Origin of the sequence: Kitasatospora sp. NPDC004614 (assembly GCF_042873675.1) — a bacterium.
GTDB lineage: Bacteria > Actinomycetota > Actinomycetes > Streptomycetales > Streptomycetaceae > Kitasatospora.
Genome location: NZ_JBIALR010000001.1, coordinates 844684 through 871444, shown reverse-complemented (window position 1 = coordinate 871444; position 26761 = coordinate 844684). Strand labels below are relative to the sequence as shown.

General features: G+C 72.6%; 23 protein-coding genes. 8 read left to right on the top strand and 15 right to left on the bottom strand.

The genetic code is table 11. The features are described 5' to 3' along the window. Positions 1 to 3: 3 nt before the first annotated feature. Together ACFYST_RS03755 and ACFYST_RS03750 are read right to left on the bottom strand one after the other, a co-directional pair. On the bottom strand, positions 4 to 426 hold the full coding sequence (locus ACFYST_RS03755; protein WP_387634806.1) for a secondary thiamine-phosphate synthase enzyme YjbQ: 423 nt from the start codon (positions 424 to 426) through the stop codon (positions 4 to 6). A gap of 214 nt (positions 427 to 640) precedes the next feature. Beyond that, positions 641 to 910 (bottom strand): hypothetical protein, encoded by a 270-nt coding sequence (locus ACFYST_RS03750; RefSeq protein ID WP_387634808.1) that lies wholly within the window; start codon positions 908 to 910, stop codon positions 641 to 643. A gap of 617 nt (positions 911 to 1527) precedes the next feature. Here ACFYST_RS03750 and ACFYST_RS03745 point away from each other — a divergent pair. Together ACFYST_RS03745 and ACFYST_RS03740 are read left to right on the top strand one after the other, a co-directional pair. Then, positions 1528 to 3708 carry a CDP-glycerol glycerophosphotransferase family protein gene (locus tag ACFYST_RS03745; RefSeq protein WP_387859601.1) on the top strand — a complete coding sequence of 727 codons (2181 nt, stop codon included), beginning with the start codon at positions 1528 to 1530 and terminating at the stop codon, positions 3706 to 3708. A gap of 240 nt (positions 3709 to 3948) precedes the next feature. After that, a complete protein-coding gene (locus ACFYST_RS03740; RefSeq protein WP_387634814.1) occupies positions 3949 to 4620 on the top strand; it encodes a lysophospholipid acyltransferase family protein in 672 nt (223 codons plus the stop codon). Between the two features lie 14 nt (positions 4621 to 4634). Here the strand turns inward: ACFYST_RS03740 and ACFYST_RS03735 are convergent, their stop codons facing one another. Together ACFYST_RS03735 and ACFYST_RS03730 are read right to left on the bottom strand one after the other, a co-directional pair. Further along, the gene (locus tag ACFYST_RS03735; RefSeq protein ID WP_387636812.1) at positions 4635 to 6437 is read right to left on the bottom strand and encodes an ABC transporter ATP-binding protein; all 1803 of its coding nucleotides are present in this window, start codon (positions 6435 to 6437) and stop codon (positions 4635 to 4637) included. A 265-nt stretch (positions 6438 to 6702) separates the two neighbouring features. Beyond that, positions 6703 to 7476, bottom strand: a complete 774-nt coding sequence (locus ACFYST_RS03730) for an SDR family NAD(P)-dependent oxidoreductase (RefSeq protein WP_387859600.1) — start codon at positions 7474 to 7476, stop codon at positions 6703 to 6705. 500 nt (positions 7477 to 7976) lie between these two features. Here ACFYST_RS03730 and ACFYST_RS03725 point away from each other — a divergent pair, with 500 nt between their 5' ends. Continuing rightward, positions 7977 to 10040, top strand: a complete 2064-nt coding sequence (locus tag ACFYST_RS03725) for a discoidin domain-containing protein (RefSeq protein WP_387634820.1) — start codon at positions 7977 to 7979, stop codon at positions 10038 to 10040. 86 nt (positions 10041 to 10126) lie between these two features. On the opposite strand, the gene ACFYST_RS03720 is transcribed toward ACFYST_RS03725, so the two are convergent. Genes ACFYST_RS03720 through ACFYST_RS03710 form a run of 3 tightly spaced genes read right to left on the bottom strand, consistent with a single transcriptional unit; the run spans position 10127 to position 13577 of the window. Further along, on the bottom strand, positions 10127 to 11008 hold the full coding sequence (locus tag ACFYST_RS03720) for an SDR family oxidoreductase (RefSeq protein WP_387634823.1): 882 nt from the start codon (positions 11006 to 11008) through the stop codon (positions 10127 to 10129). Continuing rightward, positions 11005 to 12024 carry an alpha/beta fold hydrolase gene (locus ACFYST_RS03715; protein WP_387859599.1) on the bottom strand — a complete coding sequence of 340 codons (1020 nt, stop codon included), beginning with the start codon at positions 12022 to 12024 and terminating at the stop codon, positions 11005 to 11007. Before ACFYST_RS03715 ends, ACFYST_RS03720 begins: the two co-directional genes overlap by 4 nt. Continuing rightward, positions 12021 to 13577, bottom strand: a complete 1557-nt coding sequence (locus ACFYST_RS03710; protein ID WP_387859598.1) for a flavin-containing monooxygenase — start codon at positions 13575 to 13577, stop codon at positions 12021 to 12023. Before ACFYST_RS03710 ends, ACFYST_RS03715 begins: the two co-directional genes overlap by 4 nt. Positions 13578 to 13822: 245 nt before the next feature. On the opposite strand from ACFYST_RS03710, the gene ACFYST_RS03705 reads away from it, so the two are divergent. After that, a complete protein-coding gene (locus tag ACFYST_RS03705) occupies positions 13823 to 14572 on the top strand; it encodes a MerR family transcriptional regulator (RefSeq protein WP_387634832.1) in 750 nt (249 codons plus the stop codon). A 78-nt stretch (positions 14573 to 14650) separates the two neighbouring features. Here the strand turns inward: ACFYST_RS03705 and ACFYST_RS03700 are convergent, their stop codons facing one another. Then, positions 14651 to 14926, bottom strand: a complete 276-nt coding sequence (locus tag ACFYST_RS03700; RefSeq protein WP_387634834.1) for a hypothetical protein — start codon at positions 14924 to 14926, stop codon at positions 14651 to 14653. Next, on the bottom strand, positions 14923 to 15129 hold the full coding sequence (locus ACFYST_RS03695) for a hypothetical protein (protein WP_387634837.1): 207 nt from the start codon (positions 15127 to 15129) through the stop codon (positions 14923 to 14925). Before ACFYST_RS03695 ends, ACFYST_RS03700 begins: the two co-directional genes overlap by 4 nt. Positions 15130 to 15335: 206 nt before the next feature. Between ACFYST_RS03695 and ACFYST_RS03690 the strand changes: the two genes are divergently transcribed. Further along, on the top strand, positions 15336 to 16136 hold the full coding sequence (locus ACFYST_RS03690) for an inositol monophosphatase family protein (protein ID WP_387860084.1): 801 nt from the start codon (positions 15336 to 15338) through the stop codon (positions 16134 to 16136). A gap of 25 nt (positions 16137 to 16161) precedes the next feature. On the opposite strand, the gene ACFYST_RS03685 is transcribed toward ACFYST_RS03690, so the two are convergent. Continuing rightward, positions 16162 to 17607 (bottom strand): pyridoxal phosphate-dependent decarboxylase family protein, encoded by a 1446-nt coding sequence (locus ACFYST_RS03685; protein ID WP_387859597.1) that lies wholly within the window; start codon positions 17605 to 17607, stop codon positions 16162 to 16164. Positions 17608 to 17661: 54 nt separating this feature from the next. Continuing rightward, on the bottom strand, positions 17662 to 19041 hold the full coding sequence (locus ACFYST_RS03680) for a diaminobutyrate--2-oxoglutarate transaminase family protein (RefSeq protein WP_387859596.1): 1380 nt from the start codon (positions 19039 to 19041) through the stop codon (positions 17662 to 17664). A gap of 176 nt (positions 19042 to 19217) precedes the next feature. Here ACFYST_RS03680 and ACFYST_RS03675 point away from each other — a divergent pair, with 176 nt between their 5' ends. Next, positions 19218 to 19856 carry a class I SAM-dependent methyltransferase gene (locus ACFYST_RS03675; protein ID WP_387859595.1) on the top strand — a complete coding sequence of 213 codons (639 nt, stop codon included), beginning with the start codon at positions 19218 to 19220 and terminating at the stop codon, positions 19854 to 19856. A 19-nt stretch (positions 19857 to 19875) separates the two neighbouring features. Here ACFYST_RS03675 and ACFYST_RS03670 read toward each other — a convergent pair whose 3' ends face one another. Then, a complete protein-coding gene (locus ACFYST_RS03670) occupies positions 19876 to 20610 on the bottom strand; it encodes a response regulator (protein WP_387859593.1) in 735 nt (244 codons plus the stop codon). Beyond that, a complete protein-coding gene (locus ACFYST_RS03665; protein WP_387859592.1) occupies positions 20607 to 22391 on the bottom strand; it encodes an ATP-binding protein in 1785 nt (594 codons plus the stop codon). The genes ACFYST_RS03670 and ACFYST_RS03665 overlap by 4 nt, the downstream gene beginning before the upstream one ends. A 192-nt stretch (positions 22392 to 22583) precedes the next feature. Here ACFYST_RS03665 and ACFYST_RS03660 point away from each other — a divergent pair, with 192 nt between their 5' ends. Then, positions 22584 to 23945, top strand: coding sequence for a cation:dicarboxylate symporter family transporter (locus ACFYST_RS03660; protein ID WP_387859590.1), 1362 nt, complete (start codon positions 22584 to 22586; stop codon positions 23943 to 23945). A gap of 161 nt (positions 23946 to 24106) precedes the next feature. Here ACFYST_RS03660 and ACFYST_RS03655 read toward each other — a convergent pair whose 3' ends face one another. Both ACFYST_RS03655 and ACFYST_RS03650 read right to left on the bottom strand, forming a co-directional pair. Beyond that, positions 24107 to 25042: a hypothetical protein gene (locus tag ACFYST_RS03655; RefSeq protein WP_387859588.1), complete on the bottom strand. Its 936-nt coding sequence runs from the start codon at positions 25040 to 25042 to the stop codon at positions 24107 to 24109. 58 nt (positions 25043 to 25100) lie between these two features. Beyond that, entirely contained in the window at positions 25101 to 25550 is a 450-nt protein-coding gene (locus tag ACFYST_RS03650; protein WP_387859587.1) for a YybH family protein, read from the bottom strand. A gap of 119 nt (positions 25551 to 25669) precedes the next feature. On the opposite strand from ACFYST_RS03650, the gene ACFYST_RS03645 reads away from it, so the two are divergent. Continuing rightward, the gene (locus ACFYST_RS03645) at positions 25670 to 26710 is read left to right on the top strand and encodes an alpha/beta hydrolase family protein (RefSeq protein ID WP_387859585.1); all 1041 of its coding nucleotides are present in this window, start codon (positions 25670 to 25672) and stop codon (positions 26708 to 26710) included. Positions 26711 to 26761: the final 51 nt, after the last annotated feature.

The window sequence follows — 26761 nt, the reverse complement described above, 5'->3', positions numbered from 1 at the left end:
CGGTCAACCGAGGAAGGACAGCCGCAGGGTGCGGTCGGGGTTGTCCCCGTTGGTGTCGATCAGCACGACCGACTGCCAGATGCCGAGGGCGAGCCGGCCGCCCACCACCGGCAGGGTGGCGTGCGGGGCGACCAGCCCGGGCAGCACGTGGTCGCGGCCGTGGCCGGGGGTGCCGTGGCGGTGGCGCCAGCGGTCGTCGGCGGGCAGGAGTTCGCGCAGGGTGGTGAGCAGGTCGTCGTCGCTGCCGGAGCCGGTCTCGATGACGGCGATGCCCGCGGTGGCGTGCGGGACGAAGACGTTCAGCAGGCCGTCGCGTCCGCCGGCGACGTCCCGCAGGAAGTCGTGGCAGCGGTCGGTGATGTCGAGGGCGACCTCTCTGCGGCCGGTGGTGATCTCGAGCGTGGTGGTGTGGAAGGTGTCGGACATGGGGCCATCCTGGCCGATCTTGCGGCCGGTCCCGAAGGGGCGGCCGCCGAACGCCACCCCACCGCAAGGTCGCCCGCCAGGGCGCGCCAGCCTTTCGCAACCGCGCGCCAGGGCTGCCCCGACCGCCCGCGGGAACGCCGAAAGCCCGACGGACTCACGGTCCGTCGGGTTCGTGGCGACGAGCGGCGGGCCGCCCGTCCTCACGTCGGTGCGGTCAGCCGCGGCTGCCGAACATGCTCCGCTTGAGCCGGCGCAGCGGGGCCATCAGCGAGACCCGCACCGAGCGGCGGGGCACGGCGACGGGGACGCTGGGTCCACGCGGCGTCAGTTCTCTTATCAGACCGAGAGCTTCCGCCGTGTCCACCGTCGAGAGCGCGGGGGCGCCGAGCACCGCGAGGTGCCGTTCGATCCGGCGGCCGGTCGTACCCATGCCGCACTGGATCGCGGGCACCCGGGGCCGCGTCCGCACTTGAATCTGTTCCATCTGTTTCCCACCCCTACGAGGCGCCAGGGCCGTGAGGCGAAGACTATCCGGCTACGGCGGTCTTCATGCAACCGTCCTGGTGTTCTGCCACCGTATCGCGCGAACGGAACTGACGTTCACCGAAGTGCGGTGCGCCCGGTCACGACTGCGCATCGGTTGATGGTGCACCATCCAAGCATGACCGGGCGTCAGACGTCGCGGCGGCCCGAGGTGTTCAGAAACTGAACACATACGAGGGATTGACGCCGCCGGAACCTCCAAGCAGTATCTGTATGGACACGGGATCAAGGGCCTGAGCCACCCAAACCCGGTCGGATGAGTTCGAGTATGAACGAATCACCTGCTCATCACATGACAGGCTTCCGGCACCACAGTGAGTCACCTACGGCCGTCTCGACGCTGCGGCGGCCCGACTCCGGCGTGGTGCACGGACCGGCGGTCGACCGTTGAGGGTCGGTCGGACCGCCAACCAGACTGCCGGTGCCGCCACCGATTACGCGCGGCACCGGCGGTCGCGTTTCAGCCGCGCCCGAGGTGCGCCCGTAGGCGCTCGGTAGAGTGGGCGGGGACCGGGCGATCTGCCGGAGCCACCCAATCCCTTCGCGGAGTGAACGCACGTGCCACCCCTGCTCAGCATCGTTCTGCCCGTCCACGGCGTCGAACGCTTCCTGCCGCAGTGCCTGGACTCGCTCCGGGCCGACGGCGCCGCCCCCGGCGAGGTCGAACTGATCGCGGTGGACGACCGCTCCCCCGACCGCAGCGGTGCCCTGCTGGACGCGCACGCCGCCACCGACCCCCGGATGCGGGTCCTGCACCTCGCGGAGAACCAGGGCCTGGGCGGCGCCCGCACGGCCGGCCTCGCCGAGGCCACCGGCACCTACGTCTGGTTCGTCGACAGCGACGACTGGCTGCCCGAGGGCACCATCGACGCGATCCTCGCCGAACTGCGCGCCGAGACCACCCGCGACGTGCCCGCCGACGTGCTGCTCACCGACTTCACGCACGTCTACCACGACGGCGGCGAGGAACCGAACCCCTGGCGGCACGTGCTGGCCGGCTCCCCGCTGGTCTCCGGCTGCACCGCCGCCGAGCACCCGGCGCTGTTCAACTCGGTGCTCGCGGTGTGGAACAAGGTGATGCGCCGGCAGTACCTGCTCGACCTGGACGTGCACTTCGGCCGCGGGTACTACGAGGACATCTCCGTCACCTACCCGCTGCTGCTGGCCGCCGACCGGCTGGTCTACCTCGACCGCCCCTGCTACCGCTACCGGCGCGGCCGCCCGGGCGCCATCACCGCCACCGCCTCGCCCAAGCACGCCGACGCCTTCGCCCAGTACGACGCGATCTTCGCCTTCCTGGACCGCGACGAGCGGGCGAACAAGCTGCGCACCCTGGTCTTCGACCGCACCGTCAAGCAGGCCCTGACCATCTACGACAGCCCCGGGCTGGTCCCGGTCGAGCTGCGCGCCGAGTTCTTCGCCCGGATCACCGGCCACTTCGCCAAGCACCGCCCGGCCGGTTACCGCTTCCCGTCCGGCGTCCGCGGCATCCAGTACCGGCTGGCCGCCCGCGGCTCCCGGCGCGCCTACGCCGAGCTGCGCCGCGGCGGCCGGCTGCCTGGCGCCGTCAAGCGCGGCACCAGGGCGGTCGCGCCCGGGGTGAAGAAGGCGATGCGCAGCAGCGCCCGGTTCACCGCGTACAACGCGTTCCGGCGGCTCCCGATAGACGAGCACCTGGCCGTGTACGCGGCGTACTGGCACCGCGGGTACGCCTGCAACCCGGCGGCGATCTACGAGAAGGCCCGCGAGCTGGCCCCGCAGGTGCGCGGCGTGTGGGTGGTGGAGAACGCGGCGCGGGCCGCGACGATGCCCGAGGGCGTGCCGTACGTCATCGTCAACACCCCGGCGTACCTGAAGGCGATGGCCACCGCCAAGTACTTCGTCAACAACGTCAACTTCCCGCACACGATGGCGAAGCGGACCGGCACGGTGCACGTGCAGACCCAGCACGGCACGCCGCTGAAGGCCATGGGGATGGACCTGCGGGACCATCCGGTCGCGGCGGACGGCATGGACTTCGACCGGCTGCGCGAGGCGGTGTCGCGCTGGGACTACCTGGTGTCGCCGAACCCGCACACCAGCGAGCACTTCGCCCGGGCGTTCCCCGGCACCTACCAGGTCCTCGACACCGGCTACCCGCGCAACGACCGCCTGGTTCACGCCACCACCGAGGAGTGCGCGAAGGTCCGCCGCGACCTGGGCATCGCCCCCGGGCAGCGCACCGTGCTGTACGCGCCGACCCACCGCGAGTCCCGGGGCGGCTACCTGCCGCTGCTGGACCTGCCCGCGCTGGCCGAACGGCTCGGCTCCGGCTGGACGGTACTGGTGCGCACCCACTACTTCCACGACGGCGGCGCGGGCGACCTGACCTCCCTCCCTGGCTCGGCCCGGCTGCTGGACGTCTCCGACCACCCCTCGGTGGAGGACCTGTACCTGGCGGCCGACACCCTGGTCACCGACTACTCGTCGATGATGTTCGACTACGCGGTGCTGGACCGGCCGATCGCCGTGTACGCCCCCGACTGGGAGGAGTACCAGCAGGTCCGGGGCGTCTACTTCGACCTGATGAAGGAGCCCCCGGGCGCGGTCGCCACCGAGCAGGACGCGCTGACCGACGCGCTGCTCGCGGGCGACCCGGAGCCGACCGCCCGGCAGCGCTTCCGGGAGCGGTTCTGCCCGTGGGACGACGGCCGGGCCGCCGAACGGGTGGTCAGCCGGATCTTCCCGGTCCGCAAGTAGCCAGGACCGTCTCACCTGGTGGGGCCGTCTCACCAGGTGAGAGGGTGCTTTCCCACCAGGTGGGCGTGACGAGGATCGCAGTGGCGTGATGCCGCCGTGCGGTGGACGGGCGGCCGGTGCGATGTCGTAGTCTGCGGTTCGAACCCAGTGGTCCGACCTCCGTCCGAGCCGCGTGCCTCGCCCCTCGGCGGGTACCGCCTTGGGCCCCGGGCGGTCCGACCTTCGGCCAGGGAGGGCCCGTTGATCGACCTCGTCACCAAGCTCGTGCTCAAGCCGCTCGCACGTGCCCTCTACCGGCCGACCATCGAAGGCCTGGAGAACGTGCCGCGCAAGGGCGGGGTGATCCTGGCGAGCAATCACCTGTCGTTCGTGGACAGCGTGGTGATCCCGCTGGCCGCGCCGCGTCAGGTGTTCTTCCTGGCGAAGGCCGAGTACTTCACCGGCACCGGGGTCAAGGGCGCGATCTCCCGGTACTTCTTCACCCACGTGATCAACGCCGTCCCGGTGGAGCGCGGCAGCGTCCGGGCCGCCACCGCCTCGCTGGAGGAGGGCCTGGAGATCCTCAACTCCGGCCGGGCGTTCGGCATCTACCCCGAGGGCACCCGCTCGCTGGACGGCCGCCTGTACCGCGGCAAGACCGGCGTCGCCTGGCTGGCCCTGACCGCCGGCGTGCCGGTCGTCCCGGTCGCCCTGGAGGGCTCGGAGCACATCCTCCCGGTCGGCAAGCGCATCCCGCGCCTGCGCAAGATCACCGTCCGGTTCGGCGAGCCGCTGCGCTTCGACGACCTGCACGGCCAGGCCCGCTCCGCGAAGGCCCGCCGGCAGGTCACCGACGAGGTGATGGCCGCCATCCACGCCCTCTCCGGCCAGGAGCTGGCCGAGCAGTACAACGAGTCCCCGAAGGCCGCGTAGGCCCCGGCGGGCCGTCAGGCGGCGGCCACCGGTACGGCGTCCCGGTTGAGCAGGGCGGCGTAGCGGCCGTCGCGGGCCAGCAGCTGCTCGTGGGTGCCGAGTTCGGCGAGCGTGCCGTGGTCGAGGACGGCGATCTGGTCGGCGCCCTGGACGGTGGACAGCCGGTGCGCGATGGTGATCGTGGTGCGGCCCTCGGCGAGGTCGTCCAGGGCCAGCTGGACAGCCAGCTCGGTCTGGTTGTCCAGCGCGCTGGTCGCCTCGTCCAGGATCAGTACCGGCGGGTTGCGCAGCACGGTGCGGGCGATGGCCAGGCGCTGCTTCTCGCCGCCGGAGAAGCGGTAGCCGCGCTCGCCCACCAAGGTGTCGTAGCCGTCCGGCAGTTCGGCGATCATGTCGTGGATCTGGGCGGCCTTCGCGGCGGCGACGAGTTCGTCGTCGGTGGCGTCGGGCTTGGCGAACCGCAGGTTGTCGGCGATCGACGCGTGGAACAGGTACGTCTCCTGGGAGACCACACCGACCGCCCGGGCCAGCGTCTCGAACGACAACTCGCGCACGTCCACCCCGTCGATCAGCACCCGCCCGGAGCTGACGTCGTACAGCCGCGGCACCAGGTAGGACAGCGTGGACTTGCCGGAACCGGTCTCGCCGACCACCGCCAGCGAGCCGCCCGCCGGAATGGTCAGGTCGATGGCGTCCAGCGTGGGCCGGTCCTGCCCGGCCTGGTAGTGGAACTCGACGTCCTCGAACCGCACGTCGCCGCGGATCCGCTCCAGCTGGACGGGGTGCTCGGGCTCGTCGATCTCCACCGGCAGGTCGAGGTACTCGAAGATCCGCTGGAACAGCGCCAGCGAGGTCTGCACGTCCACGCCGGTGGACAGCAGGCTGACGGTCGGCCGGAACAGGCCCTGCTGCAACGACACGAACGCCACCAGGGTGCCCAGCGAGACGATCGGCGCACCGGTCGCGGTGGCCAGGCCCGCCGCCCAGTAGATCATCGCGGGCATCGCGGCCATCACGATCCCTATCGTCGACATCCGCCACCGGCCGGCCATACTGGAGCGCACCTCCAGCGCCGCCAACTCGTCCGACTGATCGGCGAATTCGCTGGTCAGCGAGGCGGAACGACCCATCGTGCGGCCCAGCAGGATGCCACTGACGGACAGTGACTCCTGCACCGCGGACGAGAGCTTGGCGAGCTGCCGCTGCCGCTCCCCCGTGATCCGCTTCCGCTCCCGGCCGACCCGGCGGCTGATCCACACGAACACCGGGAGCAGCAGCAGGGAAACAATGGTCAGCCGCCAGTCCAGCGCCACCATCGCGACCACGCTGGCGATCACCGCCGTCAGGTTCGACACCAGCGAGGTGGCCGTGCCGGTGACGGTGGCCTGCATCCCGCCGATGTCATTGGCGATCCGCGACTGCACCTCACCGGTGCGGGTCCGGGTGAAGAACGCCAGCGACATCCGCTGCAGATGCCGGTAGACCGAGGTCCGCAGGTCGTGCATGACGCGCTGCCCCACCGTGGTGGAGATCAGCGTCTGCAGCACGTTGAGCACGCTGGTGATCACGGCCGCCGCGATCATCCCCAACGCGAGAAGGGTCAGCAGACCCGTGCGCCGCTCCGGAATCGCGACGTCCAGCACCGCCCGCAACAGGAACGGCGTCACCACGGACACCACCGCCGACGCCGCCACCAACAACCCGACCCCGGCCAGCCGCCCGGCATACGGCCGGAACAACCGCAAGATCCTCTTCACCTGCGCAGGCTGCCGCTCCTCCCCTTCGGGCGGCGTCCAGTCGATCCGGTTCAGTCGCACGGAGACCTCCAGCTGGTCGGCGGACAGGGCGGCGGGGCTCACCTTAACGAGCCTTACTCACCATTAGCAAACCTAACCTTCTGGGCATTCCCAGGAAAGGAGGCACAAGCAGGGAGAGCACCACCAGGGGCGCGGGGAACTGCGCGGGAAGGGAGCGCACGCCCGCAAGGTCGCGATCAAGTGCAAGTCATTGCCCTGCATCGCGACCTTGCGGACGGGCTTTGCGCTTGTCGCGCAGTTCCCCGCGCCCCTGTCCTCGCACCCGTCAGGGCTTGCGGTAGTCCCGCCCCGCCGTGGTCGAAAGCTTCCCGAGCCCGCCCAGCGGCAGTATCCGGGCCGCCGTCACCGCCGCCTTGTACCGCTTGCCGGGAACGCAGAGCGGGCGGTTGCGGGCGAGGTCGCGGAGGGATTCGTCGACGACGCGGTCCGCGGTGAGCCAGCCCCAGGCGGGGATGGAGGAGGTGCCCATGCCGGCCCGCTGGTGGAATTCGGTGCGGGTGAAGCCGGGGCAGAGCGCCTGGAGGCGCACTCCGCTGCCGGCCAGGTCGCGGGCGATGCCGAGGGTGAAGTTGACCACCCACGCCTTGGTCGCGCCGTAGGTGCCGCGGGGGACGAACGCCGCGACCGAGGCGAGGTTGACGATGCCGCCGAAGCCGCGTTCGCGCATGCCGGGGACGGCGGCGGTGGTGGTGCGCAGGACGGCCTCGATGTGGACCTTGAGCATGTCGAGTTCGTCCTGGACGGGGACGTCCAGGTACGCGCCGCGGTTGCCGAAGCCGGCGTTGTTGATCAGCAGGTCGATGGGGCGGGCGTCGTCGCGCAGCCGGTCCTCGACCGAGCCGATGCCGGTGTCGGTGGCGAGGTCGGCGGCGATCGTCTCGACCTGGACGCCGTAGCGGGAGGTGAGTTCGTCGGCGGACTGCCGCAGGCGTTCGGTGTCGCGGGCGACCAGTACCAGGTCGCGTCCGTCGGCGGCGAGGCGGCGGGCGAAGGCGGCACCGATGCCGGCGGTCGCGCCGGTGATGAGGGCTGTGGTCATGGGCTCGACCGTACCGGTCGGTAGCCGGATCCGTCGTGGATCTTGCGGGCGCGGCCCCGTCGGCCCTTCGGGCGACGTCCAGGGTGTCGGCGGCGCGCCCCGTCGCGGCATAAGTCATATCAACCTACGGTTTCGGGCATCGCCGCCGTCCCACGCGGCGTCCACCTCGCTCTGGAGAACTGATGCTTGTTCAGCTTCACCCGTTCTGGATAGAAGTCGCGTGCCCGGCCCGTCCCCGACCCCGGTGGTCCTGACGGCGCCGGCACGCCTTCGCCCCCTCCTCGGGCCCGCCCCCTCCCCACGGGGCGGGCCCGCGACATGTCCCGCACCGTGTCCCGCACCCGCAAACCTGGCGATCTGTCGACAAATCACCCAACCCCCATCGCGTACTGACCGGTCAGTAATAACGTCAAAGGTATTGACGGAGTGTCAACAACTCGCGATTCTCGGGAAAAACCCGCGCCGTCTCACGACCGCCGCCTCCCCGACCCGAGGTGACCATGATCGGGAACCATCGCACCAGGAACGTCCTCGCCCGTCTGCTGCCGCTGCTCCTGCTCGCGGCCGTACTCGCCAGTGGTGCCGTGCCGGGCTCCAACGCCCGTGCCGCCGACGGGTGGTGGAATCCCACCGCCCGGCCCGCGCCGGACTCGCAGATCAACGTCACGGGCGAGCCGTTCCGCGGCACGGCCGCCGACGGCAGCGTCCGCGGCTTCGTCGACGCGCACAACCACCTGATGTCCGCTGAGGGGTTCGGCGGCCGGGTGATCTGCGGTGCCGCGTTCTCCCCGCAGGGGGTCGCGGACGCCCTGAAGGACTGCCCGGAGCACTATCCGGACGGTTCGCTCGCCCTGTTCGAGAACGTCACGGGCGGCGCGAACGGCCACCACGACCCGGTCGGCTGGCCGACCTTCGCCGACTGGCCGGCCCACAATTCGCTCAGCCACCAGCAGGACTACTACGCCTGGGTCGAGCGGGCCTGGCGCGGTGGCGAGCGGGTGCTGGTCAACGACCTGGTGACCAACGGGCTGCTGTGCTCGATCTACCCGTACAAGGACCGCGGCTGCGACGAGATGGACGCCATCCGCACCGAGGCGCGTAAGTCGTACGAACTCCAGGCGTACATCGACACGATGTACGGCGGGCCCGGCAAGGGCTGGTTCCGCATCGTCACCGACTCCGACCAGGCCCGGTCCGTGATCGAGCAGGGCAAGTTGGCGGTGGTGCTCGGGGTGGAGACCTCGGAGCCGTTCGGCTGCAAGCAGATCCTGGACGTGCCGCAGTGCGACCGGGCCGCGATCGACCGCGGGCTGGACGAGCTGTACGCGCTCGGGGTGCGCAGCATGTTCCTGTGCCACAAGTTCGACAACGCGCTGTGCGGGGTGCGGTTCGACGAGGGCACCACCGGGGTGGCCGTGAACGCCGGGCAGTTCCTGTCGACCGGCACGTTCTGGACCACCGAGCAGTGCACCGGCCCGCAGCAGGACAATCCGATCGGGCTGCCCACCGCGCAGGCCCAGGGGATGCTGCCGGCCGGGGTGAACCTGCCCACGTACTCGGCGTCCGCGCAGTGCAACACCCGTGGGCTGACCGAGCTCGGCGACTACGCGGTGCACGGCATGATGAAGCGCCACATGATGCTGGAACTCGACCACATGAGCGTCAAGGCGGCGAAGAGCTCGCTGGAGATCCTGGAGTCGCAGTCCTACCCAGGGGTGCTCTCCAGCCACAGCTGGATGGACCTCGGCTGGACCGAACGCCTGTACAAGCTGGGCGGGTTCGCCGCCCAGTACCCGCACGACGCGAACGGCTTCGTGGCCGAGGCGAACCGCACCAAGGCGCTGCGCGACACCTACGGGGTCGGTTACGGCTACGGCAGTGACCTGAACGGTGTCGGCGGCTGGCCGGGCCCGGTCGGTACGGGCGCGCCCAACGCGGTGACGTACCCGTTCCGCAGCGCGGACGGCGGCTCGGTGCTGGACCGCCAGGTGACGGGCTCCCGGACCTGGGACATCAACACCGACGGCGTGGCGCACGCCGGTCTGCTGCCGGACTGGATCGAGCAGATCCGGCTCAGTGGCGGACAGGGGGTGGTGAACGACCTGATGAAGGGCGCGCAGTCCTACCTGACCACCTGGCGCGCCACCGAACACCACTCCGCCGGGCGGGAGTTGGCGACCGGCACGGCGAGTGCCACGGCGAGCTCCGCGGAGTGGAACCCGTTCACCTCCTACCAGCCCGGCCGGGCGCTGGACGGCGACCACTCGACCCGCTGGGCCAGCGACTGGAGCGACGACCAGTGGCTGAGCGTGGACCTCGGCGCGGTGCACACCGTGGACCGGGTGACGCTGGACTGGGAGCGCGCCTACGCCACCGGCTACCGGATCGAGGTGTCCACGGACGGCAGCACCTGGCGCACCGTCTGGTCGACCACGGCGGGCGACGGCGGGCTGGACACCGCCGCGTTCGCGCCGACGGCGGCCCGGTACGTGCGCTTCCACGGCACGGCGCGGGCCACCCAGTGGGGGTACTCGCTGTACGAGCTGTCGGTGCACGGCACCTGACCACGCCCGGTGTGACTGTCTGAACATGACGGGCGGACGATCGGCCTCTCTCCAACGCCGATCGTCCGCCCGTCATTCGGTGATCGTCACTCGGCCCGGGCGTCCTGGTCGGCCTGTCCGCCCGCGCCGACCGGGCGCAGCCGGGTGCCGGCGGTGGCCTTCAGCTGCGGCGCGAGCCGGGCGACGTCGCGGGAGCCGACGGCGGCGATCAGGGTCGGCATCATCCAGCGCACCGGCTGCATGCCCCGCAGCCACGCCTGCGCGTAGACGTGCGCGGAGCGGCGGCCGATGCCGGCCACCAGCCGGTCCACGGCGGGGCCGATCGGGTACGTCTTGTTGGCCGGCCAGGGCAGCTTGGCTCGCATCTGCCGCAGCACCTCGTCCTGGTCGGCGCCGCGCACCATGTCGGTGTCGGTCCAACTCAGGTAGCCGACACCGACCTTGACGCCCTGGTAGGCGACCTCGGCGCGCAGCGCGTGGGCGAAGGACTCGACGCCGGCCTTGGAGGCGCAGTAGGCGGACATCAGCGGGGCGGGGGTGAGCGCGGCGAGCGAGGCGATCTGCAGCAGGTAGCCGCGGCTCTCGACCAGCGCGGGCAGGAAGGCCCGGGCGGTGGCGACGGAGCCGAGCAGGTTGACCTCGATCACCCGGCTCCAGGCCCGGTGGTCGCTGTCCTGCGTGGGCCCGCCGAGTGCTATGCCGGCGTTGGCGACGACGGTGTCGATCCGTCCGTACCGGTCCTTGATCCGGTTCGCCACCTCGGTCAGCGCGTCCAGGTCGGTGACGTCGGCCTCCCAGGCGGAGGCGTGCTCGCCGCACTGGGCGGCGACGGCCTTGAGCTCGGCGGGCTCCAGGCCGACCAGCGCGACCTTGGCGCCCCGGTCGGCGAGCTTGCGGGCCATCAGCGCGCCCAGGCCGCGGGCGGCTCCGGTGATGACGACGACCTGCGAGGACAGCGGCGGGGTCATGCGGTCTTCTCCACGGTGACGGTCGGGGACGGGTGGTCCGAGGCGGCGGCACCCGCGGCATCGGTCGTGCTTTCGGCACCGGCGAACGCAACGACGCCCGCCAACAGCTCGTCGGCGACCAGCGCGGCGACCCGGCGGATCTCGTCGGCGACCTCGGCGGGCCGCTCCAGCGGGCTCATGTGGCCGGCGCCGTCCAGCTCCAGCAGGCCGCGCGGGTCGGCCAGGGCGGCGGCAATCCGGCGCGAGTGGACCGGCGGGGTCAGCTTGTCGTTGCTGCTGGTGATGACGGCGGTGGGCGCGGTGATCCGGGCCAGTTCGGCGTGCACATCCAGCACGTCCAGCACGATCGACCAGCGGTGGCGCACCTTGGGCGGGCAGGCGTGCACCACCTGCGCGCAGGCCTCGACCCGGTCGGGGGGCGTGGCGGGGCCCATGGTGGCGTACTTGAGGACGGCCCGGCTGATGCCGTTGATCGGCCCGAGCGACAGCCGGGACTGGAGCACCGGCCGGCTCAGCAGGCGCCGCAGCGCCCGTCCGCGCACGAAGAGCGGCAACACCGTCTGCTCGTCGACGAGTTCGCCGGCGCCGGTGTTGACCAGCACGTTGGCGGCGGTGCGGGCGGCCACCTCGGGGCGTCCGCCGGCCGCCATGATGGTCATACCGCCCATGCTGTGGCCGGCCACCACCGCGCGCCGCCCGGCGGGGACGGTCGCGGTCAGCACCGCTTCGAGGTCGTCGGCGAGCTTGCCGGTGCCGTACCCGGCGGCGCCGGCCGGCGCGGGGCTGCGGCCGTGGCCGCGCTGGTCGTAGGCGATGACCCGGAAGTCGCTGACCAGCCGGTTGATCACAGGCGCCCAGAACGTGGTGGCGCACGTCCAGCCGTGGGCGAGCACCAGCAGGGGCGCGCCCTCGGGCCCGTACTCCTCGACGTTGAGTTCGGCGCCGTCGGCGGAGCGGACGGTGTGGACGGCCGCCGGGTCGGGCAGCACGCAGTCGGCAGGGATACGGGGGCTCATACGGGCACCGCCTCGGTGTCGAGCGCGTCGCCCAACGGGGCGGTGCGCTTGAGGAGTTCGTACTCGGCGAGGTCGACGTGCCGGGTGGCACGGCGGAAGGCGCTGGTGGAGGCCGGCCACAGGACGGTGTTCTTGCCGTCCTCCTCGAGGTACCAGCTGCGGCACCCGCCGGTGGTCCACACGGTGCGGCTCATCCGGTGCTGGAGTTCCAGGTTCCACTGCCGCTGGGCCCGTTCGGTGGGCTGCATGGCGGTGGCGCCGAGGGAGTCCAGCGTGGTCAGCGCGTCGATCAGGTAGTTGAGTTGGGACTCGATCATCAGGATCATCGAGTTGTTGCCGAGCCCGGTGTTCGGGCCGATCAGGAAGAACAGGTTCGGGAAGCCCCGCACGGTGGAGCCGCGCAGCGCCTCCATACCGTCCTTCCACGCTTCGGCCAGCGGCATGCCTCCGATGCCGTACACCCGCTCCGCGATCGGCAGGTCGGTGACGTGGAATCCGGTGCCGAACACCACCGCGTCGACCTCGTGTTCGGTTCCGTCGGCGGCGACCAGTGTGCTGCCGCGGAGCTCGCGCAGGCCGGAGGCGACCACCTCGGTGTTGTGGGCGGCGAGCGCCGGATAGTAGGTGTTGCTGAGCAGGATGCGCTTGCAGCCGATCCGGTAGTCCGGCGTGAGCTTGGCGCGCAGCGCCGGGTCCGCGACCGCCTTGTGCATGTGGTGCAGCGCCACCCGCTGGACGACCTTGAGCAGTTGGGGGCGGCGCACGAAGGCGTCCACCTGGAGCTCGCGAATCACGAACAGGGCGGACCGGCGCAGAAGTCCGCTGGGCGGGAGCTTGCTGTGCAACCACTTCTCCACGCCCGTCACTTCGCGGTCGGCGCGCGGCAGAACCCAGGCGGGGGTGCGCTGGAAGACCGTCAGGCTGCGGACGGTGGGCTGGATGGACGGGATGATCTGCGCGGCGGACGCGCCGGTGCCGACCACGGCGACGCGCTTGCCCGCCAGGTCGTAGTCGTGGTCCCAGCGGGAGGAGTGGAAGACCTTGCCGGGGAAGCTGTCCAGGCCGGGCAGGTCCGGGATCTGCGGGTCGGCCAGCGGGCCGGCGGCGGAGACCACGGCGTCGGCGGTCCAGCTGCCGGCCCGGGTGGTGACCCGCCACCGGGTGCGGCCCTCCTCCCAGCGCAGTTCGGTCACCTCGGCGCCGAACCGCAGGTGCGGGCGCAGGCCGAAGGTGTCGGCGACCTTCTCCAGGTAGGCGCGGATGTCGGGCTGCCCGGAGAACACCCGGGGCCACTCCGGGTTCGGCGCGAACGAGAACGAGTACAGGTGGGAGGGCACGTCGCAGGCGCAGCCCGGGTACGAGTTGTCGCGCCAGGTGCCGCCGACCGAGTCCGCGCGTTCCAGGATCACGAAGTCGGTGATCCCGGCGCGGCGCAGCCGGACGCCGGCGCCGAGGCCGCCGAAGCCGGAGCCGACGACGGCGACCCGCACGTGCGGCACGGCCTGGGGCTCGACGGGGTCGGGGACGGGCGGCTTCTTGGTGCGGGGTGCCATGGGCGGGTCCTCCTGGCAAGGGTGGGGGACGGCACGGGCCGGGTGCGGTGCGGTGCGGTGGGTGCGGTGCGGTGCGGTGCGGTGCTGAACTGCCGCTGCGTGCTGAGGGGATGGAGCCCTGGATGCTGCCAGTAATCACTGGCGCGTTTGGCAGAGTAGCCCTTGTTGACACCGAGTGGAATAGCGCCGACGCGGACGATTGCGCGGCTATCCGCCCCTCCCGGCCCGGCCCTATGCTGACCGGCGTGGCGGAGACCCAGCAGGATCGCGAACCCCCGCGCGAGTACCGCATCGCCGACCTCGCCGAGGCGGCCGGCATCAGCGTGCGCACCGTCCGCTTCTACCGCGAACGCCGCCTGCTCCCCCCGCCCCGCAAAGCCGGCCGGATCGCCTGGTACGGCCCCCACCACCTCGCCCGGCTCCGCCTGATCGCCGAACTCCTCGACCGCGGCCACGCGCTCGGCGGCATCGCCGAACTGATCGGCGCCGGCGAGGACGGCCGAGACGTCGCCGAACTGATCGGCCTTCAGGCCGCGCTGGTCGCCCCCTGGTCCGACGAGACCCCCGTCCACCTGGGCTGGGACGAGCTGCGCGCCGCGTTCGGCGACCAGCTGACCGAGGCGAACACCGCCGAATCCCTCGCCCAGGGCTTCATCACCGTCGACCCCGACGGCATCACCCACATCTCCCGCCGTCTGATGGACGCCACCGTCGCCCTGGTCGACGAGGGCGTCCCGCTGGCCGCCGTCCTGGAGGTCAGCCGCCACGCCAGCGAATACGCCGACGCGATGGCCGACACCTTCGTCACCCTAATCCGCGACCGCCTCCTCGGCGCCCTCACCCATGTCCAGGACCTCACCCCCGCCGAAGCCACCCGCCTCACCGAACGCATCCACCGCATCCGCCCCCTGGCCCGAGCCGTCAACGACGCCCAGTTCGCCCTCGCCATGGACCGCCGCGTCCGCGCCGAATACGACCGCCTGAACGAGACCTGATCCCACCCACCCGGCCACCGACGCCCCCGCCCCCGGCGCCGCAGGCCTGCGCGGGTCAGGGCCCGGCGATGATCTAGGTCACGAACACGGCGCGCATCGAATCGTGCACGCGGTAGACGACGCTGATGCGGTCACCGGTTCGGCGGCCGGGTCGGTGCGGGCGGTGTAGTCGTCGACCTCGGGGTCGGTTCCGCCGGGCACCGGAATGCCGAGCCGGGGGTGAACCGCCAGGCGCTCGATCAACTTCTCAACCACATCCAGCTCGCCGGGGCGCAGTCGGCCGAGGGTCTGCGCGGCGGTGTCGGAGAGGAAAACGTGCAACGGGGCCGGCCGCTGTTCGGGCTGCTCCGTCACCGGTCGCCGCCGACGGCACGCAGTCGCGCGAACGCGTCGGCGGCCGGAGTCCACTGCTGGCCGCCGATCGGCGCGGTGAGTGCGGCCATGGCCTCGGGGCTGGTGCGCAGGGCGAGGCGGTGCCGGTAGGCGGCGATGACCTCGGTGACGGCGGCGAGGTCTCCGATACCTGCACACCATCCGCCACACCCCGGAACACCCAACCACCACCCCCACCCCACCCGCCGCCAGGCACCTCTGCTGTCACACCAGCCGCCCGCACACCACCCGCCACACCCCGGAACACCCAACCACCACCCCCACCCCGCCCGCCGCCAGGCACCTCTGCTGCCACACCAGCCACCTGCGCATCACCCGCCACACCCGGGCATGGGAGAGTGGAGGGCGGTGAAGGGAGCGCGGCGTGTTGATGGAGAAGGTCACCGAGATCCTCGTGGAGGCGTCGGCGGAGGCGGTCGAGCCTCGGTTCCGGGCGCTGGCCGAGGGTGAGGTGATGGAGAAGGCTCCGGGCGATCTCGTCACTGTCGCGGACCGGGACGCCGAGCGGATCATCACTCGGCGGTTGCGTGAGCTGCTGCCCGTCCCGGTGGTCGGGGAGGAGGCGGTGGCGGCCGATCCGGCGCTTGCGCGGGCGTTGTTGGACGAGCCGGCCGTGTGGCTGGTGGATCCGGTGGACGGGACCAAGAACTTCGTCGCCGGGGAACCCGCGTTCGCGGTGATGGCCTCGCTGGTGCGGAGTGGACAGGCCGTCGCGTCCTGGATCTGGCAGCCCTGCTCCGGCACCGCGTACACCGCCGAACTCGGCGCGGGGGCCTGGCGGAACGGGGAGCGGCTGGTGCGGGAGAAGGTAACCGCCGCGCCGGAGGCGTGGACGGGCATCCTGAAGACGCGTTACTTCGCTCCGCCCACCAGCCACCGCCTGCTCGACAACGCCCGCGCGCTCGGCCCGCTCGATCCCGGGCGCAGAGCCGCCGGCATCGAGTATCCGCTGGTCGCCACCGGTGAGCGTGACTTCATCCTGTACTGGCGCACCCTCCCCTGGGACCACGCCCCCGGTTCGCTGCTGATCACCGAGGCCGGCGGCCGCTCCGCCCGTTTCGACGGCTCCCCGTACCTGCCCGAGCCGCCCGGTGGTACCAACGGCCTGCTGGTGGCGGCGGATCCGGAGCAGTGGGAGTCGCTCCGGGAGATCCTGCTGAAGGGTTTCTGACCCGCCCTACCGCTCCTGCACCGCCCTACCGCTTCTGCACCGCCCGTCCGCTGTCGACCACGGCCGCCAGCAGCGAATCGAGCTCCCGTTCGGTGGTGTGCGGGTTGAGCAGGGTCAGCTTGAGCCGTACCCGGCCCGGGCCGGTGCCCGGGAGTTCGGTGCGGCCGACGACGGCCCGGCCGGTGCGCAGCAGGTGGCGGCGCAGTTCCGCGTTGACGTGGTCGCTGTCCGCGGCCGCGTACCGGAACACCACGGTGGTCAGGATCGGGTCGCAGTGCAGCTCCAACTCGGGGTTGGCGCGGACGAGTTCGGCTGCCCGCAGGGCCAGGTCGTGGCAGCGGTCGACCAGTGCGCCGAGCCCGTCGCGGCCCAGCGTCCGTAGCGTGACGGCAAGCTTGAAGGCGTCGGGCCGGCGGGTGGTGCGCAGCGACTGGCCCAGCAGGCTGGGGTAACCGGCGTCCTCGTCGTCGGCGGGGTTGAGGTAGACGGCGCGGCGGGCCAACGAGGCGTAGGTGCGGGCGTCGCGGACCAGGAAGACGCCGGCGGCGGCGGGTTGCCAGCCGAGTTTGTGCCAGTCGAGGGAGACCGAGTCGGCGCGGTCGATGCCGTCGAGCAGCGGGGCGAGCCGGTCGGAGAACAGTGCGCCGCCGCCGTACGCGGCGTCCACGTGCAGCCAGGTGCCGTGCCGGGCGGCGAGGTCGGCGATGTCGTGCAGGGGGTCGATGGCTCCGGTGTCGGTGGTGCCGGCGGTGGCGACCACGGCGATCGGGGTGGCGCCCTCCCAGCCGGCTTCGGCAAACGCGTCGGCCAACGCGTCGGGTTCCATGCGGAGTTGGCGGTCGACGGGGATGGCGCGGACGGCGCGTTCGCCGAGTCCGAGCAGTGCGGCGGCGCGCTGGACGGAGAAGTGGGCGACTTCGGAGGCCAGGATCCGGGGCCGGACGCCGCGCGGGATGCCGTTCAACTCGACGTCGGGGCCGAGTCGTTGGTCGCGGGCCAGCATCAGGCCCATCAGGTTGGACTCGGTGCCGCCGGTGGTCAGCACGCCGGCCGCGCGGTCGGGCCGGAAGGCGACCAACTGGGCGAGTTCGGCGAGGAGTTCGCTCTCCAGCGTGGTGGCGGCGGGCGCCTGGTCCCAGGAGTCCTGGGACGGGTTGAGGGCGCTCACCGCGAGGTCGGCGGCCACCGCGACGGCCAGCGGCGGGCAGTGCAGGTGCGCTGCGCACGCCGGGTCCGCCGGGTCGGCCGCGCCGTGTGCCAGCAGTTCCACCAACTGCCCGAGCGCGCCTGGTCCGTGGGCCCGGGCCAGGGCCTCCCGCACCACCTCCCCGACCGCCATCGGCTCGCCCGCCACCACCGGCCCGCCTCGCCGCACCGCCCCCGCGGTGAGTGCCGCCAACACCTGTGCGAGCAGCGGCCGCAGCGCCTCGGGCCCGGCCACACCGCCGGAGAGTTCGGTTAACCCACTCACTTCTTCTCTTCCACTTTCAACCGTTCGACCAGTAACACCTTGACGATCAATCACCTACCCATGCACGGCCCCCGCAGGCTCCCGCATCGCGAACTCGATGGCGTCGCAGAGCCGTTCGAGGACGGCGTCGGCCTGCTCGTCGGTGATGGTGAGCGGCGGGAGCAGCCGCAGGACGGCGTCGTGGCGGCCGCCGAGTTCGACGATCAGGCCGCGGGCGAGGCAGGCTTCGCGCACCCGGACGGCGAGGCCGGGGTTCGCGGGGCGGGCGCCACAGCTGTCCGACTCCCCTGCGGGGTCGATGAGTTCGACGCCGAGCATCAGGCCGCGGCCGCGCACGTCGCCGATCACCGGGAGGCGGTCACGGGCGCCGTCGAGACGGGCGGCGATCCGGGCGCCGACCGTCTCGGCGCGGGCGACCAGCCCGTTCGCGGCGACGTACCGGAGTGTCGCGGCGCCGGCCGCCATCGCGAGGGTGTTGCCGCGGAAGGTGCCGGTGTGCGCGCCGGGCCGCCAACTGTCGTACTCCTCGCGGTAGACGACGACCGCGAGCGGGAGGCTGCCGCCGATCGCCTTCGACAGCACCATCGCGTCCGGCTCGATGCCGCTGTGCTCGACCGCCCACATCCGTCCGGTGCGGCCGACGCCCGTCTGCACCTCGTCGACGATCAGCGGGATGCCGCGTTCGGCGGTGATCCGGCGCATCTCGCGCAGCCAGCCGTCGGGGGCGGGGACGACGCCGCCCTCGCCCTGGACGGGTTCGAGGATCATCGCGGCGGCCGGGAGCACGCCGCCCGACGGGTCGTCGAGCAGCCGTTCGGTGTAGGCCGAGGCCAGCTGGGCGCCGCGCTCGCCGCCGATGCCGAACGGGCAGCGGTAGGCGTACGGGTAGGGCAGCCGGGTGACCTCACCGGCGCTGGGCAGTGGGGATTTGACGGCGGTGTTGCCGGTGACGGCGAGGGCGCCGGCGGTCATGCCGTGGTAGGCGCCGGTGAAGGCGAGCGCGCCGCGGCGGCCGGTGGCGGTCTGCATCAGCTTGAGGGCGGCCTCGACGGCGTCGGTGCCGGCGGGGCCGCAGAAGTGGATCCGGGCCTTGGCGGCGAACTTCTCGGGGAGGCTCTCGAACAGCGCGGTGGTGAAGTCGTCCTTCTCGGCGGTGGCGAGGTCGAGCAGGTGGAGCGGGGCGCCGCTGTCCAGCGTGCGGCGGATCGCTTCGAGCACCACGGGGTGGTTGTGACCGAGGGCGAGGGTGCCCGCGCCGGAGAGGCAGTCCAGGTAGCGGCGGCCGTCGGCGCCCTCCACGGTCATGCCGTTCGCGCGCACCGGGACGATCGGGAAGGACCGGGCGTAGGTGCGGGCGGCCGACTCGCGGATGCGCTGGCGGCGCAGGATCGCGTCGCCGGCGGGCGCGGCGGGGGTGCCGACGGTGAGGGTCACAGCGGAGCTCCCTTGGATGGTTAGGTAAGCCTAACTTTACCTCTGAGCCTCCGTCGAACAGCGCCCAGGGCCGACTGATCACCCGTTCGAGTGAGCACGCACCACTTTCCGCACCTGCCATGTCAACGAGCACGACCACGCCGAAGTCACGGCCACCACCCAAGTACCCTGCCGCCATGGAGACTCCGCAGCCGGACGCCCGCGACCAGCCCCAGCGCCGGTCCCACGCCCGCGAACTCGCCGACACCCGCGCCTTCTTCGCCGAGCGCGCCGCCCGCTGGGACAGCAAGTTCCCGGACGACAGTCCGCGCTACGCCGCCACGATCGCCGAAACCGGCCTGGCGGACGGCCAGTTCGTCATCGACGCGGGCTGCGGCACCGGACGCGCGCTGCCGCTGCTGCGCGCCGCCGTCGGACCGTCGGGCACCGTCCTCGGCGTCGACCTCACGCCGGAGATGCTGGCGCAGGCCGCCGCGCACCGCGCCGACGCCGCGCTGCTGCAGGCCGACTGCACCCGGCTCCCGCTCCCCGACGCCGTGGCCGACCTGGTCTTCGGCGCCGGCCTGATCTCCCACCTGCCCGGCCCGGCGACCGGCCTGCGCGAACTCGCCCGGGTCACCCGCCCGGGCGGCCGACTCGCCCTCTACCACCCCGTCGGCCGCGCCGCCCTCGCCGCCCGCCACGGCCGCGCCGTCACCCCGGACGACCTGCGGGCCCGCGAGAACCTCTTCCCGCTGCTCACCGCCGCCGGCTGGCACCCGCTGTCCTACACCGACGAACCGGACCGCTTCCTGGTCCTCGCCGAGCGCGCCTGAACTCGGCGCACACGTACGGCTATTCGCTCTTCCAGCGGTAGCCGAGTTCGGGTCGGCCGACCTGCCCGTAGCGCGGCTCGCGGGTGGCGTGGCCGGTGGTGACCAGGTGCTCGAGGTAGCGGCGGGCGGTGATCCGGGAGACGCCGGTGGCCTCCGCGGCGGCGCCGGCGGACAGGCCGTCGGGGGCGGTGCGCAGCGCGGCCGCGACGGTCTCCAGGGTGGCGGCGGTCAGGCCCTTGGGGAGGCTGGTGCGGTCGGTGCCGCGCAGCAGGGCGAGCGCCCGGTCGACCTCGTCCTGCCCGAGCGCCTCGCCGTCGCGGCCGAGGCTCGCCCGGTAGCGGGCGTACTGGCCAAGGCGGTCGCCGAGGGCGGCGGCGCCGAACGGTTTCAGCAGGTACTGGACGACGCCGGCGGTGACGGCCTGCCGGACGGTGGCGAGGTCGCGGGCGGAGGTGACGGCGATGATGTCGGCGGTGTGCCCGGCGGCGCGCAGCGCGGCGCACAGGTGGAGGCCGTGGCCGTCGGGGAGGTAGAGGTCGAGCAGGATCAGGTCGACGGGCGCGTCGGCCTCCCGGGCGCGGTCGAGGGCGCGGACGGCTTCGGCGCGGGAGTGCGCGGTGGCGGTGACGGTGAAGCCGGGGGTGCGGGCGACGTACCGGGCGTGCGCGTCGGCGGCGACCAGGTCGTCCTCGACCACCAGCACCCGGATCGGCCGGTGCGCGGGATCCCCGGTCGCACGTCCGCCGCCGCTCACGCGTCCACCGCCGAACGCTGGAGCGGGAGCCGGACGGTGAGCACCGCGCCGCCGCACGGCTCGCCGAGTCGGGCGTCCGCGCCGTCGCCGTGCGTGGCAGCGTCGCCGTGCGTGGCAGCCTCGCCGAGCGTGGCAGCCTCGCCGAGCGTGGCAGCCTCGCCGAGCGTGGCAGCCTCGCCGTGCGTGGCGGCCGTGCCGTGCGTGGCGGCCGTGCCGAGCTCGACGTCGCCGCCGTTGCGGCGGGCGGTCTGGGCGACCAGGGCGAGGCCGAGTCCGCGGCCGTGCTGCTTGGTGGTCCAGCCGCGCCGGAAGACCTCGTCGGCGGCGGCGGGGTCGACGCCGGTGCCGGTGTCGGCGACCCGGAGCAGCAGGTGGCCGTCCTCGGTGCGGGCGGTGACGCGGACTTCGGGGGCGGCGTGGGCGGCGTTCTCGATGGCGGCGTCGACCGCGTTGTCGATCAGGTTGCCGAGCAGCGTGACCAGGTCGCGCGGGGTGAGCCGGTCGGGCAGTACGCCGTCGTCGATCCGGCTGTCCGCGGTGAGGTGGAGTTCGACGCCGCGTTCGGCGGCCTGCGCGGCCTTTCCCAACAGCAGTGCGGCGAGCACGGGTTCGCCGACGGCGCCGACCACCTGGTCGGTGAGCCGTTGGGCGAGGGCGAGTTCGGCGGTGGCGAACTCCACGGCCTCGCGGTGGCGGCCGAGTTCGATCAGCGAGACCACGGCGTGCAGCCGGTTGGCGGCTTCGTGGGCCTGTGCGTCGAGCGCCGCGGCGATGCCCTTGACGGTGTCCAACTCGCCGGTGAGTCCTTGGAGTTCAGTGTGGTCGCGGAGGGTGACCACACTGCCGAGTCCGGGGCCGATCGGCGAGATGTTGACCAGCAGGACGCGTTCGGCGGTCAGGTGCACCTCGTCGCGCACCGGTTCGGCGGACTCCAGGGCCCGCGTCAGCGAACCCGGGAGGCCGAGCTGACGCATCGTCAACTCACCTACTTCGTCGCCGAGTTGGAGCAGTTCGCGGGCGGCGTCGTTGCACAGCAGGACGTGGTGGTCGCGGTCGAGCAGCACCAGGCCTTCGCGCACCGAGTGCAGCGTCGCCTGGTGGTAGTCGTACAGGTGGGCGAGTTCCTCGGCGTCCATGCCGTGGGTGTGGCGGCGCAGCCGGACGGCGACCAGATAGCTTGCTGTGGCGCCGAGCGCGAGGGCGGCGCCGGCGACGCCACCGAGGGCGAGCAGGGGGGTGCGCAGCCGGGCGGAGATGTTGTCGACGGTGATGCCGGCGCTGACCAGGGCGACCACGTGGTGCTGGTCGTCGAAGACGGGGGCGACCACCCGGACGGACGGGCCGAGGGTGCCGGTGTAGGTCTCCTGCTGGAGGCGGCCCTGCTGGGCCTGGTCGATGTGGCCGAGGAAGGGGCGGCCGATCTGCGCCGGGTCGGGGTGGGTCCAGCGGATGCCCTGCGGGTCCATGACCGTGACGAAGTCCACGTAGGTGTCGGCGCGGACCTGCTGGGCGTACGGCTGGAGGACGGCGCTGGGGTCGGGGCCGACGGCGGCGGCGCGGACGGTGGGGGCGTCGGCGACGGACTGGGCGACGGCGGTGGCCTCGTGGCGGGCGGTGTCCTCGGCGCGTCCGGCGGTGAACAGGTAGGCGAGCACGGCGCCGCCGGCGACCACGGCCCCGACGATGACCACCTGGACCGCGAACAGCCGTCCGGCCAGGCTGCGGCGCCGGCGGGGGCGGGCGGCGCGTGCGGCACGGACGGTCGGGCTGGACGGGTGCATGCCGACCAGTGTGCCCGGTCACGGGCCCGTCACGACATCCGCGGGGGTTACCCGTGAACTCTATGACCGTAATCGTGACGTCCCTCACGACGGAGCGAATAGTCAGGCGCGGCCCGCCACCCAACGGGCCGGTCGCGTTCGCTCCCCCCGGTGGCGCGACGAGAACGAGCCTACGGCGAAGGAGCCGAGCGGATGACCCCCACCACGAACGGGAAGCCGACCAGAAAATCCGACCGGACGCACTACCTGTACCTGGCGGTGATCGCGGCGGTGGTCGCGGCGATCGTGGTGGGTCTGGCGGCGCCGAAGTTCGCGGTGGAGCTGAAGCCGATCGGCACCGGCTTCGTCAACCTGATCAAGATGATGATCTCCCCGGTCATCTTCTGCACCATCGTGCTGGGTGTGGGATCGGTCACCAAGGCGGCGAAGGTCGGCAGGGTCGGCGGCCTGGCGCTCGGCTACTTCCTGCTGACGTCCACCGTGGCGCTCGGCATCGGCCTGCTGGTCGGCAACCTGCTGGAGCCGGGCAGCGGGCTGCACCTGACGGCGGCGCTGGCGAAGTCCGGCCACGCGCAGGCCGCGGTGGGCGCCTCGTCCACCACCGACTTCCTGCTCGGGATCATCCCCACCACCCTGGTGTCCTCGCTGACCCAGGGCCAGGTCCTGCAGACCCTGCTGGTCGCGCTGCTGGTCGGCTTCGCGCTGCAGGGCATGGGCAAGGCGGGCGCGCCGATCCTGCGCGGCGTCGAGCACCTGCAGAAGCTGGTGTTCCGCGTGATGTCGATGATCATGTGGGTCGCCCCGATCGGCGCGTTCGGCGCGATGGCGGCGGTGGTCGGCGCGACCGGCACGGCCGCACTGAAGAGCCTCGCCGTGATCATGATCGGCTTCTACGTGACCTGCGTGCTGTTCGTGGTCGTGGTCCTCGGCCTGCTGCTCCGGCTGGCCGCCGGCGTGAACATCTTCAGCCTGCTGCGCTACCTGGGCCGGGAGTTCCTGCTCATCCTGTCCACCTCGTCCTCCGAGAGCGCGCTGCCCCGGCTGATCTCCAAGATGGAGCACCTCGGCGTGAGCCGCCCGGTCGTCGGCATCACCGTGCCGACCGGCTACAGCTTCAACCTGGACGGCACCGCGATCTACCTGACCATGGCCTCGATCTTCATCTCCGAGGCGATGGACAAGCCGATGTCGATCGGCGAGCAGCTCTCCCTGCTGCTGTTCATGATCATCGCCTCCAAGGGCGCGGCGGGCGTCACCGGCGCCGGCCTGGCCACCCTGGCCGGCGGTCTCCAGTCGCACAAGCCCGCGCTGGTCGACGGCGTCGGCCTGATCGTCGGCATCGACCGCTTCATGTCCGAGGCCCGCGCCCTCACCAACTTCGCGGGCAACGCCGCCGCGACCGTCCTGATCGGACACTGGACCGGCGAGCTCGACCGCGAGCGGATGAACGCCGTCTTCACCGGCGCGCTCCCCTACGACGAGAGCGCGGGCACGCCCGAGACCGCCGACCTGCCCGCCCAGGCGCAGGCCCCGGTGACTGAGCCGGCCGCCTGACCTTCCTGCTGCATCGCACGTCGCCCCCGCCGGGGTTCCGGGTCTTCCCGGGACGCCGGTGGGGGCGTCTGTCGTATGCCGCGTCCTCAGGCGGGGTCGGGGGTGGTGCCGGAGAGGGCCCAGGCGAGGCCGGCGGGGGCGTCTGCGTATGCGGGGGCGCGTCAGGCCGGGTCGGGGGTGGTGCCGGAGAGGGCCCAGGCGAGGCCGGTGGCGGGGTCCTCCAGGGCGAGGTGCAGGTGCCGGAGGTCGTCGCCCGGTTCGGTCCAGGCCAGGCAGTGCAGCCGGGCGACCAGCGCGTCGACGCCGGCCGCGCCCGGGCCGCTCATGGCGGTGAGCAACTCCCGGACGGCGAGCCGTCCTTGGGCCGCGCCGAGGTCGGGGCGGGCGGACGCGAGATGGACCAGCGCCGGGTACAGCGCGGCGAACGGCAGCTGGCCGCCGGTGACGTCCGGCCCGGCGGCGAGCTGCGCGGCGGCGTCGGTGGCGCGGCCGCGCACGCACACGGCGGTGGTCCAGCCGGACAGTCCGGCGAGTAGCGCGGTCGCCGGGAGTCCGGTCAACCGGGCGCCGGGGGACGGGAGTTCGAGGACGCCGAGCCCTTCCCGGGTGGGCGGCGCCAGGTGCAGGGCGCGCCGCGCGCCACCGCCGGGCAGGTACTCGCGGACCCGGGTGTCGCGCTCCCACCCGCAGTCCTCCCACGGGCGCAGCCGGTACGTCGCCCCCGTCTCCTCGCCGAGCAGGGCCCGGGTGTGCGCGGCCAGGTGACGGATCGCGGGCGGCAGCGGCAGCGCGGCCAGCACCGGCCAGGGGTGGCGGGTCGCCAGCACCTCCCACAGCGGCCCGGCGTCGTGGTCACCGACCGTCGCCGCCGCACCCGGCCCGCCGTCGGGGTCGAACAGCCGCGCCGCGAGAGCCGCGGGCGCCCCGTACGCCACCAGGTGCCCGAGCGGCCCCGCCAGCGCGTCACCGAGCGCCCTGGCCAGCCGGAAACGTTTCAGCAGCTCCTCCCACCGCCCCCGCGCGGCCAGCCAGTGCCCGGACGGCCCCCACCCGTACCGCACCGGCCGCGCCGGCCCCGTCCCGTTGTCGACGATCATCCGCTCAATGTACGACCGCCCCCGGAGCCCGGCTCGCCGACGCGACGGTAACGGAGCGTCACACCGGCCGGTCGTCCTTCTCGGCGGGCAGCCACGGCCGGAACGTCGTCAGGTCGAACGGGATGGAGACGTGCTCGTGGATGATCTTCCAACCGCCCTCCGTCCGCAGCAGACAGACCGTCTCCCGCACCCAGACCGCCGCCTGGAGGCCGGTGTCCTTCCGCTGCCCCGAGTCGAGGTGGAGCATGAACGCGAACGCGAGGTCCCCGTCCACCCTGACGATCAGATCGTGCGTCTGCAGGCTGATCGGACCTTCGTACCCGTCGAACCACCGCGCGAAGTTGCGGCGCACCTCCTCGGTGCCGATGAACCGCAGCGGGGCGACGGCGTCGTAGTAGACGATGCCCGGCGTGTAGAAGGACATCAGCAGGTCGAGGTCCTTCGCCTGATGAGCGGTGTGACGGCGCTCCAGGAGTGCCCTGATCTCGGCTTCGCTGCTGGTGGTCATCTCGTCCTCTTCTCGGAACGTATCGGCGGTTTCCTCCTCTACGACCGGACGGCCCGCCGAGATGTGAGGTGCCGTGCGGGGGTTATGCGACCCGGCGCGGGTCTGGGACAGTGCCGGGCGTGATCGACACTTCCACCCATCGAATCCCGCTCGGACAGAACCGCACCGCGATACTTCGGCTGCCCGCCGAACGGCCGGCGCCGGCAGTGGTGATGCTGCACCCGTTCGGGGCTTGGGACCAGGAGGGGTACCTTCCCGCCGAGGCCTCCGGGAACGGCCCGGTCCGGTTGTTCGCCGACCTGGGGACGGCGCTGGTCGCGGCCGGGATCGGGGCCGTCTCGTACGACACCCGGTTCCTGACGGAGGACCGCAACGGGGGCGCCGGCTCGGCCCGGTTCACCTTCACCGGGCTGGTCGACGACGCCGTCCGGGCGGTCGAGCAGCTGCGCGCCCACCCCGCGGTGGACAACGAGCGAGTACTGCTGCTGGGCGTCTCCATGGGCACCGAGGTCGCACTGGCCGCCGCCGAACGCCTGGGCGGCGACAGCTACTTGGCGCTGGTCGCGCCGATCGCCGAGGCCCGCCCGGTGTCCCAGCGCTGGATGGGCCTCGACCGGCGGCTGGAGTGGCTGGCCGGCGGCTTCACCGCCGCCGACGGCACCGTCGACCTCGCCGCCGCCCTCGCCGACACCGCCGGGCGCAGCGGCTGGTGGGAACCGTTCGACCTGGTCGACCGCTTCGGGCCGCACGCCGAGCTCGAACTGCTGCGCGCCGAGCTGGCGTTGGAGTACGACGCCTGGGAGGACGCCGCGCTGACGGGCGGCGACGACTCGGCGCCCGCCTCGTTCTGGCGCGACTGGTTCGCCCAGCCCGCCCCGTACCGGCGCCTGGCCACGCTCACCGGCCGGATCGCCGTCCACGTCGGCGCCGAGGACTGGACCACCCCGCCCCGGCAGGCCCACCTGCTGCACCGCGCGGCGCTCCGGCACGGCCTGCGCTCGCGGCTGAGCATCCACCCGCGCCTCGGCCACCTGATGTCGCCCCGCACGGACGACGGCCTGCGCACCTACGGACCGTTCGACCCGGACTTCCTGCGGGCCCTGGTCGTCTCGGTCCTCGAGACGCTGAACCCCGCTCCCGCTCAAGGGGGTTCCCGCTGAGGCCGAAACCGCGCGGCCTACGCTGAGCGGGTCTGACCACCACCAACGCGC

Excerpts from the sequence above, each read along its gene's own strand:
- ACFYST_RS03755 (WP_387634806.1), bottom strand. The coding sequence starts at position 426 with ATGTCCGACACCTTCCACACCACCACGCTCGAGATCACCACCGGCCGC.
- ACFYST_RS03750 (WP_387634808.1), bottom strand. The coding sequence starts at position 910 with ATGGAACAGATTCAAGTGCGGACGCGGCCCCGGGTGCCCGCGATCCAG.
- ACFYST_RS03730 (WP_387859600.1), bottom strand. The coding sequence starts at position 7,476 with ATGACCACAGCCCTCATCACCGGCGCGACCGCCGGCATCGGTGCCGCC.
- ACFYST_RS03725 (WP_387634820.1), top strand. The coding sequence starts at position 7,977 with ATGATCGGGAACCATCGCACCAGGAACGTCCTCGCCCGTCTGCTGCCG.
- ACFYST_RS03720 (WP_387634823.1), bottom strand. The coding sequence starts at position 11,008 with ATGACCCCGCCGCTGTCCTCGCAGGTCGTCGTCATCACCGGAGCCGCC.
- ACFYST_RS03715 (WP_387859599.1), bottom strand. The coding sequence starts at position 12,024 with ATGAGCCCCCGTATCCCTGCCGACTGCGTGCTGCCCGACCCGGCGGCC.
- ACFYST_RS03710 (WP_387859598.1), bottom strand. The coding sequence starts at position 13,577 with ATGGCACCCCGCACCAAGAAGCCGCCCGTCCCCGACCCCGTCGAGCCC.
- ACFYST_RS03690 (WP_387860084.1), top strand. The coding sequence starts at position 15,336 with ATGGAGAAGGTCACCGAGATCCTCGTGGAGGCGTCGGCGGAGGCGGTC.
- ACFYST_RS03675 (WP_387859595.1), top strand. The coding sequence starts at position 19,218 with ATGGAGACTCCGCAGCCGGACGCCCGCGACCAGCCCCAGCGCCGGTCC.
- ACFYST_RS03665 (WP_387859592.1), bottom strand. The coding sequence starts at position 22,391 with ATGCACCCGTCCAGCCCGACCGTCCGTGCCGCACGCGCCGCCCGCCCC.
- ACFYST_RS03660 (WP_387859590.1), top strand. The coding sequence starts at position 22,584 with ATGACCCCCACCACGAACGGGAAGCCGACCAGAAAATCCGACCGGACG.
- ACFYST_RS03655 (WP_387859588.1), bottom strand. The coding sequence starts at position 25,042 with ATGATCGTCGACAACGGGACGGGGCCGGCGCGGCCGGTGCGGTACGGG.
- ACFYST_RS03650 (WP_387859587.1), bottom strand. The coding sequence starts at position 25,550 with ATGACCACCAGCAGCGAAGCCGAGATCAGGGCACTCCTGGAGCGCCGT.